At 43.1% G+C, this 14658-nt stretch carries 14 protein-coding genes and 1 pseudogene; 6 read left to right on the top strand and 9 right to left on the bottom strand.

Translation table 11 applies throughout. From position 1 onward, the window contains the following. A pseudogene (locus ACFE90_RS27455) lies at window positions 1–182 on the top strand (hypothetical protein); the annotation flags it as partial. Between the two features lie 88 nt (window positions 183–270). On the opposite strand, the gene ACFE90_RS27450 reads toward ACFE90_RS27455, so the two are convergent. From ACFE90_RS27450 to ACFE90_RS27440, 3 genes are all read right to left on the bottom strand, one after another. Further along, the gene (locus tag ACFE90_RS27450) at window positions 271–465 is read right to left on the bottom strand and encodes a hypothetical protein (protein WP_375505571.1); all 195 of its coding nucleotides are present in this window, start codon (window positions 463–465) and stop codon (window positions 271–273) included. A gap of 181 nt (window positions 466–646) precedes the next feature. Further along, window positions 647–1300, bottom strand: a complete 654-nt coding sequence (locus tag ACFE90_RS27445) for a hypothetical protein (protein ID WP_375505570.1) — start codon at window positions 1298–1300, stop codon at window positions 647–649. Between the two features lie 239 nt (window positions 1301–1539). Beyond that, window positions 1540–1725, bottom strand: coding sequence for a hypothetical protein (locus ACFE90_RS27440; protein WP_375505569.1), 186 nt, complete (start codon window positions 1723–1725; stop codon window positions 1540–1542). 241 nt (window positions 1726–1966) lie between these two features. Here ACFE90_RS27440 and ACFE90_RS27435 point away from each other — a divergent pair, with 241 nt between their 5' ends. From ACFE90_RS27435 to ACFE90_RS27420, 4 genes are read left to right on the top strand one after another with little or no spacing between them, the layout of a single operon-like run. Further along, window positions 1967–2383: a GPW/gp25 family protein gene (locus tag ACFE90_RS27435; RefSeq protein WP_375505568.1), complete on the top strand. Its 417-nt coding sequence runs from the start codon at window positions 1967–1969 to the stop codon at window positions 2381–2383. A 2-nt stretch (window positions 2384–2385) separates the two neighbouring features. Beyond that, on the top strand, window positions 2386–4596 hold the full coding sequence (locus tag ACFE90_RS27430; RefSeq protein WP_375505567.1) for a putative baseplate assembly protein: 2211 nt from the start codon (window positions 2386–2388) through the stop codon (window positions 4594–4596). A gap of 51 nt (window positions 4597–4647) precedes the next feature. Beyond that, the gene (locus ACFE90_RS27425; protein WP_375505566.1) at window positions 4648–5748 is read left to right on the top strand and encodes a phage tail protein; all 1101 of its coding nucleotides are present in this window, start codon (window positions 4648–4650) and stop codon (window positions 5746–5748) included. 42 nt (window positions 5749–5790) lie between these two features. Then, on the top strand, window positions 5791–6990 hold the full coding sequence (locus tag ACFE90_RS27420) for a DUF4159 domain-containing protein (protein WP_375505565.1): 1200 nt from the start codon (window positions 5791–5793) through the stop codon (window positions 6988–6990). A 238-nt stretch (window positions 6991–7228) separates the two neighbouring features. Here ACFE90_RS27420 and ACFE90_RS27415 read toward each other — a convergent pair whose 3' ends face one another. From ACFE90_RS27415 to ACFE90_RS27390, 6 genes are all read right to left on the bottom strand, one after another. Further along, a complete protein-coding gene (locus tag ACFE90_RS27415; protein ID WP_375505564.1) occupies window positions 7229–9094 on the bottom strand; it encodes a VgrG-related protein in 1866 nt (621 codons plus the stop codon). 95 nt (window positions 9095–9189) lie between these two features. Then, window positions 9190–9696 carry a hypothetical protein gene (locus tag ACFE90_RS27410; RefSeq protein WP_375505563.1) on the bottom strand — a complete coding sequence of 169 codons (507 nt, stop codon included), beginning with the start codon at window positions 9694–9696 and terminating at the stop codon, window positions 9190–9192. Window positions 9697–9729: 33 nt separating this feature from the next. Then, window positions 9730–10326 (bottom strand): hypothetical protein, encoded by a 597-nt coding sequence (locus ACFE90_RS27405; protein WP_375505562.1) that lies wholly within the window; start codon window positions 10324–10326, stop codon window positions 9730–9732. Window positions 10327–10347: 21 nt separating this feature from the next. Then, window positions 10348–10863 carry a phage tail protein gene (locus tag ACFE90_RS27400; protein ID WP_375505561.1) on the bottom strand — a complete coding sequence of 172 codons (516 nt, stop codon included), beginning with the start codon at window positions 10861–10863 and terminating at the stop codon, window positions 10348–10350. 1 nt (window position 10864) lies between these two features. Further along, the gene (locus ACFE90_RS27395; protein WP_375505560.1) at window positions 10865–11059 is read right to left on the bottom strand and encodes a hypothetical protein; all 195 of its coding nucleotides are present in this window, start codon (window positions 11057–11059) and stop codon (window positions 10865–10867) included. A 167-nt stretch (window positions 11060–11226) separates the two neighbouring features. After that, window positions 11227–12384 (bottom strand): hypothetical protein, encoded by a 1158-nt coding sequence (locus ACFE90_RS27390; protein ID WP_375505559.1) that lies wholly within the window; start codon window positions 12382–12384, stop codon window positions 11227–11229. Window positions 12385–13030: 646 nt separating this feature from the next. Here ACFE90_RS27390 and ACFE90_RS27385 point away from each other — a divergent pair. Continuing rightward, window positions 13031–14623: an SUMF1/EgtB/PvdO family nonheme iron enzyme gene (locus ACFE90_RS27385; RefSeq protein WP_375505572.1), complete on the top strand. Its 1593-nt coding sequence runs from the start codon at window positions 13031–13033 to the stop codon at window positions 14621–14623. Window positions 14624–14658: the final 35 nt, after the last annotated feature.

Genomic DNA, 14658 nt, shown 5'->3' with positions numbered 1-14658 from the left:
GATACTCCCCCTCAAGTGTCCCCCTTGTCAATACTCTGCCACCTGAATCCTTACGATTTAACTGTACTTTACGTCACAGAGTTTCACGTTTGGTTAGATAAACCTTGTGATTATCCAAAAAGTTAGAAAACCATATCGTAATTATCTGGTATTTCATCCATCACTTTAATTATTTGCTTTGAATTTAGAGCTATCTATCCTTACCTATTTGGGATTAATAGACAGTTTTAATTGCTCTAGTTTTATTTCAAGCAAGTGACATGCTTTCAATTAATATTTGGGGTTTTGATCTTGATGATCGGTTGTTGTTTGCTTGCTCGTTGTTGCACTTGGATTAAATGGTTTCTCAACTGTCTCTCTGATTTTAGATTCAGCAATATCGGTTATCTTGTATCTAATTTGATCGGATAATCTATCAATAAATCCGCCGAAAAGTCTACCAAAAAAGTATCCAATTGATTCCATGATTTTCACCTTATAGTTGAAACAATATTAGAAAGTGGCTTTAATTAACTTCATACTAGTTCAGCGAACTATGAAATGTCAGTAAACTTAGGTTTCTAAGCAGGGTTATCCCATTCCTTCACAAGACGCCAGACAGAATTATTTAAATTAAAGGCATTAAGAATCTGTACAGAAACTATATCTACCCTTCCGAGTCTGAGTTATAGTTCGGATTTCTTTTATCGACAAATTTTGTTGCCTCTTCGTAGGATTGAAATACTGTATCGGCAGTGATCGGCATCTCGGAATGGCGGCTCTCATGAACCATAGCTTTTCCCGAATTGAATTTCGAGATATAGCACTCCTTGTAATTTGGCCGCTCGCTCTCAAGATCCATATTCGGTTTACCCCGTTTATCGAACAAAGGGTCGTATTGAATCCCATTAATTTCGCACCAAAAATGTTCTTCAAAATACCACATCTCTTTACCTGCGGTATTTGATTGTCGGGTGTCTCCTTTTATCGTTCCTTTTTCTACCAACATTCCTTTCTGCAATTGTTTTAGCGTGGCTTTAATGCCCTTGCTTTCTGCTAAATCAATTGTGTCCATCGCCAACTTCCTACAATCACTGCCTTGGCCGTATTTAAACTCCAGCTTTTTTAGCTCCGCCTCTACTAATTCTAATTGCCGTTCTGGAGGATGTAGAGATTCAGGAAGAGAGATGCTACTCCTCTGACTACTTTCAGGTCTGCTTTGAATACCTCCGGGTCGCCAAGTTTGAAGTTCAATTCCTTGTGGGCTTTCTTCTCTTTTATTACTTTTTTTCCTTTTGAGACTAGACTCCTCATTACCCATAATTTCCTCGATGTATTGGTGATTGAGTTTTCTATTTCTATGTGTAGATGCCTTTCTGGGCTAGACAAATTTAAAATTTATACTCAATTATTTGATAAATTATTCTTCGTCTATCTGCACTATTTTATTGATTTTCATTATTAAAGTCTATCAGCCAAAGGTCTGAAGACGAAATATAAATTTTTGCCGAAAAAACTGTGTATTTCAAAAACGATCCGGCTGTCATTGTCTGGGATATATCACATAATGTGGCGGTCAGACAAGTTGCGAATTATTGCTGCTTTACGGGCAATTCTAACTGCTGATTCATAATGAGAAATGATGCAAATCAGTTCTGCATCAGTTGATTCGGCTAAGTTTGCTCGCAACTCGATACCTTGCTGGGTTTGATAAATAGCAAAAGGCTTTGAAATTCTAATAGCCATAATGCATATATTAGATACAGTAATTTAGAGCGTATCTCTTTATCAAACAATTTACTTGTGACTTTAAGATAGTTCCTTATAATTCGTATTATTGTTTAGCTTGAGGATTTCGATTTTAGTTTTAGGGTGCATTTATAGTGTACTTTCAGCCTTTTTCTAAGCATATAGACCTTCGGCTGATATAATTTCTCCGATCGCCAGATATCCTAAAATTTATAAGCGAAGTTTAGGGACAATGAGCATGGCAAACCTAATAAACGAGCAGCCACAGAAGTATTTAGGTACAGGCTTATCTTTCCCATTGCAAAGCAATGTGCAGGGAGGAATCAAGCTAAGTTCTGAAGCTCAGAAGGTTAAAGAGTCTATCTGGTTGATTTTGCGTACTGATTTAGGCGAACGTGTCTACCGCCCTGATTTTGGCTGTCGCTTATCAGAACTAGCTTTTGCCCCCTTAAATAGAGATACTTTACTAAGAATTCGGATCTACGTACTGGAAGCATTACAAAAATGGGAGCCTCGAATTGATATTGATGAAGTTCGCGCAGATCCCGACGCGATCGCTGGGCGTGTCAATATTATCATTGACTATCGCCTCAAATCTCATCCCGACCCCTACAGTTTTGTCTACCCGTTCTATTTAGTTTCAGAGGTGGAGTAATCGTGAATTTTGACTTTTTACCTCGGCTTCCCAGTTCTCGTCTGGATGATCGCAACTTTGACGATTTAGTAGAAGAATGCCTACTGCGTATTCCCCGCTATTGTCCAGAGTGGACAGATCACAATCTTAGCGATCCTGGCATTACTCTAGTCGAGCTATTTGCTTGGCTCACCGACCAGATGCTGATGCGATTCAATCAAATTCCCCGTAAAAACTATATAGCCTTTCTAGAACTATTGGGAATCCGTTTACAGCCACCGACCCCAGCTCAAGTTAGGCTGACTTTCTACCTCAGCACTCATTTACTAGAAAACTACACCATTCCACGCGGAACAGAAGTTGCAACAGAGCGCACTGAAACTCAAGAAGCCATTATTTTTACCACCGATCGAGACCTGTTAATCGCTCAACCGACCTTAAAACATATATTGACTGCACCAGAGGCGGGTAATACTCCTCAATCGCTCCGTGACCACACCGGGGAATGGCATCGTCAACATAACGGTCTTACAGTGAATCACGAATTCAAACTATTTCCGCAAAAGCCCCAGTCTGGCAATAGCTTTTATCTCGTGATTGAGCCTGATACCCCTTTGGAAGGAAATGTGTTGGCGATCGCCTTCACAGGAGCGCAAGGTACGCCTACAGGCATCGATCCGAACCATCCTCCCCGCAGTTGGGAAGCCTGGGACGGCGAGTCATGGATAAAGGTACTCTTGCAGGAAGCAGACGACACCACCAATGGCTTTAGCTTTAACGAGAATACAAGAAATGGCGATCGCTCACAGCAGAGCGGTGATGTGATTCTACATCTGCCCGAACGCTGGCCTACATCTAGTTTTGATGCCTACCGAGGTCGTTGGATTCGCTGCACCCTCATCGAACCTGGCGCACGCCAGCCGGGATATTCAAATTCTCCTCGAATTAAAACAATTGAGATACGTGCTATTGGCGGATCAGTGCAAGCTAGCCAATGCGTTCTGATCCAGGAGGAAATATTAGGTATCAGCGACGGGAAGCCTGGGCAGAGCTTTGAAGTTGAGACTGCGCCTATTCTGGAGCGCCGGGGAGAGGAGCAACTGCTTGTTCTTCCCCTTGGAAAGCCCCCTGAAATCTGGCAGGAGGTTGAAGACTTTGCTGAATCAAAACCTCAGGATCGGCATTATGTCATTGATACATTGGCAGGCACTATTCAGTTTGGACCATTGATTCGCGAACCTCAAACGCTTAAGAAGCAAACGCAAACTCGTTCCTATCAACAGCAAGTGCTGCCAGCAGATCGATCGCCTAGTCGAGACCTTCAGGCTCAAATGATTGAGCAACAGTATGGTGCAATTCCTCCCCGTGGTGCTGAAATTATGTTTACCTATCGTACCGGGGGCGGTAAACAGGGAAACGTGCAGGCGAACACACTGAGTTTTATGAAGACGGCAATTCCTTATATAGACCGCGTGACCAATTATCAAGCTGCCGTCAACGGTGCCAATGCCGAGTCTCTGGAGCGGGCCGTCTTGAGAGCGCCTCAAATGCTGCGATCGCACGATCGAGCCGTTACTGCATCAGATTTTGAAGCCTTAACTCTCAAAGGCAGCGGCGGTGCGATCGCCCGCGCATTGTGCTTACCCATGTCTGCTAGCCAAACTGCCGGGAGCATCAGCGTGTGCGTCGTCCCTCAAGCCAATACCGATCTGATTGACCTAGCACACGGGATTGCTCCAGACAACTTCAATTTAAATTCGGCTCTGCGCGATCGGGTCTTGCACTATCTAGACGAAAGACGTTTGCTAGGCATTCAGTTGCAGCTACAGCAGCCCAACTATGTTGGCGTATCGGTTCAAGCCGAAGTCACCCTAGAGCCTGCTTATAATAACCCAAGCGCTCAAGCCGAGATTATCCACAAAATCAAAGTCGCCCTCTATCGCTACCTCAATCCTTTAACTGGCGGCGTAGAGATGACAGGCTGGCCCTTTGGTCGCCCCCTTTATCCGTCAGACATAATGGCTCTTCTTCAGCAAATAGCAGGGATTCAATATTTGGGCGCTATCTTGCTGTTTCCTATTCAAAAAAATGGGGAATCTTGGCAGCGGCAAACAACGCCTGTAAACTACATAGATCCCGGCTCCTTGGGTTTACTCTGCTCCTGGGCAGATCCGCAGTCGCGCACAGGACATAATGTGAATGTTCGCACAGACCAATCTGCGATGAGGATTTAGGGTATGGTGCCAGTACTTACTTCCAAATCAGCCAGTCTTCAAATATCTCCTATGCAGATTTCTGAGACCACCTCCCAAGGAGGCAGTCGAATGCTTGGAGCTGAAGCCACAGAAGGTTCGCAACAGCAATCTGAAATTGTGGTTCATCCGGGAGAACTCTGTCGGGTTGCCCTTGAGATTAAAAACTGGGAGTCTCAACCTCAACAACTCAGCTTAAAGCTAGATGGGACGTTCCCTTTGGAATGGTGTCAGGTGCAGATGGATGCTTCCACTGCCCCTGAATTTGGGACAGCCCCAGAGCATAACTCAGTGCCGCAACTGTCAGGCACTGCAATGGAGGCTGCTATCAACCTTGTAACGCTAGAAGTAGCTGGCAAGAAAAGTAGACATGCTGACTTATGGTTTTTGATTCCTAACGATTTTTTTGAGGGTCAAGATGCCCTTCAGGGAAGTAAGGGAAACCAACTAAACTTTCGAGGTTGTCTGTCGATTTATGCTAGCCAAAGCCTGAGTCAAGGGTCAAGTCCAGATCCGATTCAAGAATCCAATTTTGAGCTAAATGTTCGACCGCAAAGCAACTATACTGCTTTTTTGCCGATAGTTTATCAAGAAGTTGACTACATTCATCGCTTCATCAAAATCTTTGAGCAAGCGTTCGATCCGGTAGTGAATAGCTTCAGTTCAATGTGGGCGCATCTAGACCCGTTAACTGCACCTCAGGCGCTCCTGCCGTTTCTAGCTCACTGGGTAGACTGGTCAATTGATGCACAGCTAGATTTAACCCATCAAAGGCGGCTCATTCGACGTGCCGTAGAAATTTATCGCTGTCGTGGAACCCGTAAGGGACTTCGATTTTATTTACATTTATATACGGGTTTACCGCTCGATGAACAAATTGACCGGGAAGAAGATAAATCAATCAGCATTACCGAACCCTTTGGTCAAGGATGTGTATTTGGACTAGCCTACGTGGGAGAAGATGCGGTTATAGGCGGTGGCAAGCCCTATCATTTTGATGTCCGCTTGCGGGCCCAGCCAAATAGCCCAATCGATGAGCAGCTAGTCCGGCGAATAATCGATCAGGAGAAACCTGCATTCTGCTCCTACAGCCTGCGGATAGAAACAGACCAAATAAAAACAGAACATTACTAAGCATTCACCTGAACCTTATTCAATCGAATTGGAGAAATTTTTGTGGGTCATCCTTTTCCAAACCCTACTATCGCCCCCATGCAACGCCAACAAGTTAGAGATGGCTTACTCCTAACTGCCGAGCGTTGGCAACGTGCCCATGACTATCAGCGCAAACGCCAAAATCTTCACTATCAGTCAGTCAATCAGCCAGGGATTGTTTGCGGGTTAGGAGTACGGGTAATTCCAGCCCCAGAAGAAGTTGCCGCTCAATATCGAGACAATCGCTGGGTGCAAATTCAGCCGGGAATTGCCATCGATTTAGAAGGGAATCCGATTGTCGTGCCTCATCAAATCAATTTTCGGATCGCAACCGAGTTGAAGGAGTCGGAACCTGTCACTGTTTATTTAGTTGCTCAGTATCGAGATCCCGATCGCCTGGGGGGAAGCCCCGATCAGGAAGTTGTACAGGAAACTTTCAGAATTGACGAGAGAAGCCGTCCCCCTGAGCGTTCAGATGTGGAGCTTTGTCGTATTCTACTGCGACGATCGCAGCAGGAAATCCTTCGCACACCTGCCGATGTCTTTTTTCCGGGATACGGCGATTTAGATTTACGTTATCGCCGTCAAGCCCAGGCAAGACCCCAAGGCTTGGTTCAAATTGCTGAAATTAACTCTGATGATCCAGACTGTAGCCGAAATTTTTTCAATCTCACCTACTTATTGCGTGCTGTTGAAGATATCTATCCATCCTTAAAAGGTGCAGAAATTGTCGATCGAGTTACTTGGGATGGAGATATCCATCCTTACGATCTGCTATATGTGACTGGGCATCAGGGTTTATCGTTAAACAACCATCAATTCTCGAACCTTGAAAGCTACCTGAAGTCGGGGGGCACTTTGCTGGTCGATGCCTCCGTTGAGAGTACAGAACTGATTCAATCAGTCCAGGCACTAGCTCAACATTTGCAAACACCACTAAAGTCTTTACAAGAAGCCCGTCGCGACCATCCCTTGCGGATAAAGCCGTTTCTATTTTCTGCGTTGCCAATAATAGATCAAACTAGAATTCAACTCTTATCTGGCGGGGGAATTATTCTGGCGATCGGCAATCTGGGCGGATTATGGGGTTTAGATGAAGAATTGCAGCGATCGCGAACTGACATAAGAACCGCTCAAGAGTTAGGAATAAATATCCTATATTTTGCTTGGAAACGCAAACAGACGATAGATTTACAGTCTGAAGCAGGCGCTGTTGTATAAATAAACCCAGTAAGATTAAGGGTTTCAAGTGAGGAACTATACAAGAATAAGCCTGACTAAAGCTCTTCTAAGAGAAGAGCTTTAGTCATTCAACGTCCTTGACTAACGTTCAAAAATGACTATTTTCGACGCAATAACCCCACGATCGCAATACTATTTTAGAGCGAGAAAGATTTATACTCTCCCTCTGTAGTATTTTTTAGATTCTAGGAGCTTAGATTGTAGGCTAATAATCTTCTTACGCTGGTACAACCATAACTGCTAGACCGTCAACAGTGACAGCCCCTAGCATTGCAATAACTGGTGCCTCCATAGTGATTTTAGTGGCTGAAGCTAAGTTGATTCCACCGACTGCTGATTCTATGTTGATTGGACCGACTTTTGATTCTATGTTGATTCCACCGAGTAATGAGCTTATGTTGATTGGAAGGGCTGCTGCTTCTATGTTGATTGCACTGGGTAATGTTAACCCTGCGCTGAGTTCACCTTGAGCATTCAAATTAATCATTCCAGAAGTTTTAATATCTATACATCCCTCACTATCGTTAAGATGGACACACTGACCATTCGTGGTCGTAATGTAGATTCCTGCTTTGGAGTCTGAGTTGTCTTCCTCGACAAACTGAACCATATGCCCTGTCCGGGTTTTTATGGTGCGTAGTCTCACTTGACCGTTTTTAACGGTATCATCCACAGTTTCAACTGTTTTATCCTTACCATTCCAAACTCCACCAATAATATAGGGTCGATGAATATCTCCATGCTCAAAGGCAACCAGAACTTCGTCGTCGATCTCAGGTAAGCAATAAAATCCTCTTTCATTGCCTGCTCCTAGTCCTACCACCCTAGCCCAATGGCTTTCATCCTTCATAGTTAAGGTAGGGAATTTTACTTTAACGCGCCCCCAACCTTTTGGATCATTATTATTAGTCACCAGACCCACTAAGAAAGTTTGGCCAGGTTGGAGATGTGTCTTGGGCGGTAGTGTAGAAAGTAAGCTACCTTCTCTCAGCCCTCGAACTGTAAAATCAGTTGTGTAATTCCTATGGATGTAGCGGTGACAGGTTCCTGTTACGTAGTATTTGCCGCTATAGCGAGTTCCCATATTTTCAAGTGTAACCACTTTGCCCGGTCGAATTTTAGGGTTTCCCACAGCTTTGGCATCAGCAGTCACAAACTCTCCACTTAGTTCATTACAAAGGGCCTGAGCCATCTGTTTTGCTTCTTTTGGAGTATCTACAGGTTGGTCTACCACAATCATTTTAGGAGGTTGTTTCATTTTAAACTTCTGACTAATGCTGCTCCCGTCGCCATTTCCCGTCTCCGTGACCAACTGTTCCTTTGAAGCGGTTTCTGAGATTAACTCTTTATTACTATAATCCCAGCTATTAACCTCTACCGAACTGACTTGTTCAGCACTGGTAACTTTTACATCAAAGCTCCTAATATCCTTAAGCCACTCCAGATCAAGAAGTTCTCCACTTTTGGGCTTACGAAAGTAAAGCTTCTTGTCCTGCACAAAGAGTTCAAATCCTATTCTTGCAGCGCGCTCCCGCAGAAATTCCATATTGGTTTGATTCTCTTGAAAAACATACTCATGGGTGACACCACTGGCATCCAATTGACCAATTCTAATTCTCGCTTCTTCAGCAACACGTCGCACAATATCGGTATCCGTACAATTTAAGAAAGATCGGCTGTAGCGACCCCGATGAAGTCGATGGGAAAAGTCATAGCCGCGCACGATGATAGGCGCTTCAGATGTATTGGCAAATTTGACTTCAATACTTGTAATTTCGCCCTCAATTAACCGCTCCTCTATTGCATACGACAAAAATTCAGGATCTTCTGTTGTAGCAGCCTCAAATCCAATCGAAATTTGATCGCCAATATTAAAGTACTTTTCGTTTTTCCAAGGCTTGCTGTTCTCGCTTGCGGCAACATAGACATTATGGATTTTGATGATAAACATACTTGGCGTATGTAAGCTTTCATCCACAACGATCTCTAGAATGTCCCCCATTAGGTCATCCGGGGCATCGACTCCACCCAGTTTGAGTATAGGCTTGGATAAATAAAGGGTTTGACTATTTTTGGTAGACATTGGAAGATACTCTCAGTGTTGTTAGGCAAAAATTTAGAGATTGTTCCCTTGACAGGTGGGATAGGTTCTTGGATTGAGATAACCTTTAGCAGGTTTTAGTGTTTAGTAAGTTTGTTATCAATAGCTCCTATTGTAGGTAGCTTTCCCCCCGGTATATTTTCAGGATCGACTTCTTGGAGTCCAATATTAACGATCGCTTTAACCGGGGTGCCATCAGCCAGAAATAGGGTGAGTCGATAGTTCAAACTCGTCATAACGCAGTGAAAATAGCTATCGTGCCAGGTTAAGATATACACTGGCGGGCGAGTAAGAGTATTGCTACGAGCTGTCGCACCCTTTTTAATGTTGTTAATATATTCCTTAAGAACAGATGTCTTTTTTTCATAAGTATCAAATAATAAATTCTGTAATGTAAATGAATAGGGTTCTACTCCAGAAAAATTAACCTTTGGCAATAAAGTGCTTCCTCGATTGCCTACATCACTATCCCAAATTATTCGTCTAGTAAAATCAAGTTCTGACGGATTAAACATGAATTCAATATCTTTCGCCTGTCCGCTAGGGTCACTATGAACCATCAGCTTTGCTTTTTCAAGTTTCATTGCGTTTTCTTCAATTCTTTGAATGCATTAAAATTACCAGGGTAAACAGCCTACAGATCGTCCCCGTCGTTCGCGCTCATGGATTAGACGGTGGTGCAAAAGCTGCTCGATTTCCTGAACCAGCCGTTCCAGTACATCTGGTACTTGTTCAGATTTTGAGGAAGTGTGATGGGTTGTAATCGTTTTTTGCGAAAAGATCCGATTGCTTTGATGGAAGCCTCTACGTTCCATCTCAAGATTTAGACGCGGACTGATGCGATCGCAAACTATCTGTGCAAGCAATTCTAAATCTTCTACTCCTTGCTCAACAGTATTCACGGCTGGAGTTAGTACTTCCTCAAGTATGGGGTTTTGGGGCGCAAAAGTACCCGGTGGAAGCTGCGTCAAGTCTTGGGTTAGCGACACTTTAGCACGTTGATCATAGCGATCGTTGTCATAAGCCAGTAAGTCTTGAATACTAGACTGTTGTGTCGAGCGATCGGTTGATGTCTTGGCAGCATTACTTTGATTGAGCTGTCGCAATAGGTCATGAACCGTCTTGAAATCTGCTTCGTTGTCTACACCATCGTCAGAAGGGCCGTTAGAGCGCTCTGAAGATTTGGAATCAATCGGGGGCTTAAACTCACTCATGATTAAACTTCCAACTTACATTCATTTCCAGGCGCTTTCACCAAAATATCCCTTCGCATCCCTAGAGACTGCATCGCCACCAGCAGATTGCTTCCCAATTTTCAAACCCTCAAAAGCTAAAGTTAATTCTTCAACTGCAACCGTATTCCCATCAGCCTCTAAACTAGGGAGTTTCCACCCTACTGGAATGGCACCAATCAGGCACCAGCTCTTCATGATTTCTCCAGCTTGGTTGTATGTCAAAATATTAACGTTGCGTCGCCGCGTTTTTTGCTCAAATAATTCGCTTAACCATTCCGAAAAGGTATGATCATCAGTTGTCCCCCGCTTTAGTGTAATATCTGAAAAACGAGTGTGTCCTAAACTAATTCTTTGCTGCTCGTTTACGCCACCTTCGTAATATACCTCCTTTTCCACTTCAATACTTATGCCTGAACATTCTGAAAATGAGGCAACTATACTTTTCCCAATTTCTATATAGAATCGGTTGGTTGTAACGTAGTTCTCAACATGAGAATTGGATTGCTGTGTAGCCATTTTATTGTCTTCCTATACTAGAGTTACCGATTCTTTCTCTCTGAATTTTGATATCTGCGTGAAGTCCTTCGTAAACGCGATCGCATAATTGATGCATTAGCACCGGATTGTTGAGATATCCTTGAGCTAACTGTGCTAGACGGTTATACTCAAAATCTGTGTAGGTTAAGTTTGTATGACTAAAGTTTTGGGACATGGACATTACCGAATCATTGATGGATGTTAACTTCCCAAGGACAGGCTCAGACGACCGCTACACTATGATGTGCGTATTTCCGTGGGTAAGCCCATATTAAAATGGTTAATGAAGCATAAAAACAGACAAAAGTCGCATTTCAAATTCCCAAAGGCAGTTCCTTAAAATTACTTCCAACTTTGAATCAGCATCTGGGCATCCTTAAAAAAGTGGCTCGTCTCAGAAATTTGTTCAGCCATAGCTCGCGCATTGCGAAATTTACCATTTCTAGCCAACTCTTTGGCAAAAGAAAGTCGACAAAGATCCAACTCCCGCAGTTTTTTCTGATACTGTTCCGAGTTAGGCGGCTCTTCTGAAAGCATCACGTTATGAGTAGAACGATTGATGTGGCTTGAAGATGGCTGTTTTAAAGTCTTTGCAACAGCTAGCTGTCTGCCTAGATGAAAACGAGATTGTAGTTGCTTTAAGTCAATCTTCCTCCAGATTGAATCAAAAAATTGCCCTGTGATACTTATAAAGCGCGAGGTAAACGAGCCTGATGTCCGAAACACATCCTGAAAAATACTTGGATGGAATATTTGAACATACGCCCGATTTTTTGGCACAATCTCCGCAGGCATTAACACTGAAGATTGTGGCTTCCCAAATTGAAAAACCGTTTGATCCAGATCAGTAGACAATGGCCGCATTGCTTGATAAACCGTTTGACCTGCTGGATTATGAATGGCTGAGTCCGAGTATTGGACAATAGTTCGATCTGTTAGGTTTTGAATGACTGAATCTGAGTATTGGACAATGGTGTTATCATGGTTTTGAACTACACCAACCCTAGCAGCATTAAGATTTTTAGAATCATTCTCTAAAGAAAATTGAGCAATGGTATTTGGCGTAGGGCTTACTGCCTCAACGGTTCGGGTAGGTTGGGATGAAGAGCCGATCCGTTCTACCGCTCTAGGTTTTTGCGGCGAGAGAGATACATGATTGACCAATTCTGAAAAAGGAGAGTCTTGGGGGCTTGGGTTCGGTAGTCTTTGCAAAACGGTCTTGTCATTTCTTGCTTCTGCTTCTGGAAGAGGACTTGCGACTTGCATAATGGTCGCATTTTCAGAGATTTGTGTTGACAATGGTTCTGCGTTGATGCCGGTGTTTATTGCGATCTGAGAAGGCCTAACCGATGGAGTTTTGGCTGAGTGAGTCCCGATCCATTCAGGCTGGGGCGATAGGCGTAGGCGTAGCCCGTCGGAGGCATCGCTTACTTCTACTTGTTCGAGTGCCTCCCGTAACTTTTGCTCTGAAGGGTCAATATCGTTGGATGGATTCTGCATAGAGGTCTGTCTCATAATAATTGAGTGTATAGGTTAAGACATCAATAAACATTTATTTTCTAGACTTGTCGTCTAAAAAATATTGGTTGGTTTTGCACCCTTCTGAGTGCCTATCCAATTAGCACAACGTTGAAAGAAGATAATCTCAAATTGGGGTAGAGGGAGAAAGGCAAAAAACAGCCATACTTTTAAGCAACTACTTAGATATAGGCTATATAACTCTATATAAAGGCAGTTTAAAGCAGAAGAGATCAGACAGAAGTCTGATTCTAATTTCCTCACATAAACAAGGAAAATGATATTGCAGAACTAAAGAAGGATATCTCAAATTGAAGTGCCACATGTTCCAAAGAAGGCGCTGGATATTTCTTAAGTACCTCTATTAGCGCTCTTTTATATCTCTGGTGAGAGAAAAATGATCGCGAGCATCCCAGTTTTTTGCAAAGAGGGTAAAAATCAGGCAGGATAGCTAATAGAAGAGTGTATTTACCGATCAATCACTCCACAAAAACAGCAAGCACTTCAAGAACATATACAGGCGAGCGCTAAAATATTATATGAATAACACGTCATCGGCTCCAGGGGAAATCTCCTCAATGGATGTAACCGATCATCAGATTTTTAGGAGTATAAAATTGTTGTGGGCATGCTGGTTGGACGCTACGAAATTATTCGAGAATTGGGTGGCGGCGGCTTTGCGATTACCTTTCTAGCAAAGGATTGTCTACAACCTAGTCAGCCGTTATGTGTTGTCAAGCAATTACGTCCTGAACGTACTGAACCTCGGATTGTGGAGTTCTTTGAAACAGAAGCTACTGTTCTGGAAAAGTTGGGTAAATATTCCCAAATTCCTCAATTATTGGCGCATTTCAGAGAAAATAACAATCTTTATATTGTTCAAGAATTTATTGAAGGACATGATCTAAAGGCAGAAATCATTCCAGGTAAGCAGTTAAGTGAAAGTTATGTCACTAAGCTATTACAAGATGTTTTGGAAGTTTTGTCCTTCGTACATAATCAGCAGGTAATTCACCGCGACATCAAGCCTGAGAATTTGATGCGGCGGCATCGGGATGGAAAGATTTTTCTAATTGACTTTGGGGCAGTCAAGGAACTTAGCACTCTAATAGTAAATGTACAAGGTAAGGTGACTTCTAGCGTTATAGTAGGTACTCCTGGCTATATGCCTAATGAGCAAAAGAATGCTAAACCCATATTTGCTAGTGATATATATGCCTTGGGAGTAACGTTGATTCAAGCATTGACGGGTGTTTCGGCAGTGGACTTTGAAGAGGATGCCAAAACAGGTGAAATTCTCTGGCGTCATCAAGCACAAGTAAGCAAGCATCTAGCTAATGTGTTAACCAAGATGGTGCGTCGTCATTACAGTTTACGCTACGCTAACGCAACCGAAGTGCTACAAGACCTTTCAAAAAAACTGCCTCCACCGCCAACACGACCACAACAATCAGTTAATTGGTCGCGGCGCAGAGTTATTCAAACCGTGGGGTTAATGGGAGCTAGTTTTAGCTTTGCAATTGTGGTTGAGAAACTCTTGCTCAACAACTCTGCTCCAAGAAAAGCTTTGCCATCAAACTCATCTATTCCGGCAAATAATATTCCAGTACCGTCCCCGAATGAGACTCCAGCATTACCTACAAAAAGTTTAAATACTAAGGAATTAGCTTTAAAAACCTTCCAGTTTGAAGTCATGAAGGTAGATAAGCAAGGAAACATTACCACAATCAGTCCTGGTCAGGCAATTTATTTTATAGAAGACCTTGGTAACGGCAACACACTGGAGATGGTAGAAATTCCTGGCGGTCAGTTTCTCATGGGTTCACCACTAGGAGAAAAAGAGCGAAACACAAATGAGGGACCGCAGCATCCTATGACCATTAAAGTTTTTTTCATGGGTAAATTTACGGTCACGCAAGAACAGTATCAAGCAGTTATGGGAATCAACCCCTCTTACTTCCAAGGGGCTAATCGACCTGTCGAACAAGTAAGTTGGAATGATGCAGTCAAGTTTTGTCAAAACCTGTCACTCATGACTAACAAGAACTATCGTTTACCCAGCGAGGCGGAGTGGGAGTATGCATGTCGAGCGGGAACGACTACCCCATTCTATTTTGGTGAGACGATTACGACTGAGATAGTTAACTATAATGGCGGTTATACTTATGGTTCTGCTCCCCAGGGTGAAAATCGTCAGGAGACTATGAACCTATCCCACTAATAATATTTTGTGAATCCAGATGTGGATAGTAGCGA

The organism is uncultured Nostoc sp. (genome assembly GCF_964245445.1).
Classification (GTDB): domain Bacteria; phylum Cyanobacteriota; class Cyanobacteriia; order Cyanobacteriales; family Nostocaceae; genus Nostoc.
This window is presented reverse-complemented; position numbering and strand designations above follow the sequence as displayed.

Excerpts from the sequence above, each read along its gene's own strand:
- ACFE90_RS27450 (WP_375505571.1), bottom strand. The coding sequence starts at position 465 with ATGGAATCAATTGGATACTTTTTTGGTAGACTTTTCGGCGGATTTATT.
- ACFE90_RS27445 (WP_375505570.1), bottom strand. The coding sequence starts at position 1,300 with ATGGGTAATGAGGAGTCTAGTCTCAAAAGGAAAAAAAGTAATAAAAGA.
- ACFE90_RS27440 (WP_375505569.1), bottom strand. The coding sequence starts at position 1,725 with ATGGCTATTAGAATTTCAAAGCCTTTTGCTATTTATCAAACCCAGCAA.
- ACFE90_RS27435 (WP_375505568.1), top strand. The coding sequence starts at position 1,967 with ATGGCAAACCTAATAAACGAGCAGCCACAGAAGTATTTAGGTACAGGC.
- ACFE90_RS27425 (WP_375505566.1), top strand. The coding sequence starts at position 4,648 with ATGCAGATTTCTGAGACCACCTCCCAAGGAGGCAGTCGAATGCTTGGA.
- ACFE90_RS27415 (WP_375505564.1), bottom strand. The coding sequence starts at position 9,094 with ATGTCTACCAAAAATAGTCAAACCCTTTATTTATCCAAGCCTATACTC.
- ACFE90_RS27410 (WP_375505563.1), bottom strand. The coding sequence starts at position 9,696 with ATGAAACTTGAAAAAGCAAAGCTGATGGTTCATAGTGACCCTAGCGGA.
- ACFE90_RS27405 (WP_375505562.1), bottom strand. The coding sequence starts at position 10,326 with ATGAGTGAGTTTAAGCCCCCGATTGATTCCAAATCTTCAGAGCGCTCT.
- ACFE90_RS27400 (WP_375505561.1), bottom strand. The coding sequence starts at position 10,863 with ATGGCTACACAGCAATCCAATTCTCATGTTGAGAACTACGTTACAACC.
- ACFE90_RS27395 (WP_375505560.1), bottom strand. The coding sequence starts at position 11,059 with ATGTCCCAAAACTTTAGTCATACAAACTTAACCTACACAGATTTTGAG.
- ACFE90_RS27390 (WP_375505559.1), bottom strand. The coding sequence starts at position 12,384 with ATGCAGAATCCATCCAACGATATTGACCCTTCAGAGCAAAAGTTACGG.
- ACFE90_RS27385 (WP_375505572.1), top strand. The coding sequence starts at position 13,031 with ATGCTGGTTGGACGCTACGAAATTATTCGAGAATTGGGTGGCGGCGGC.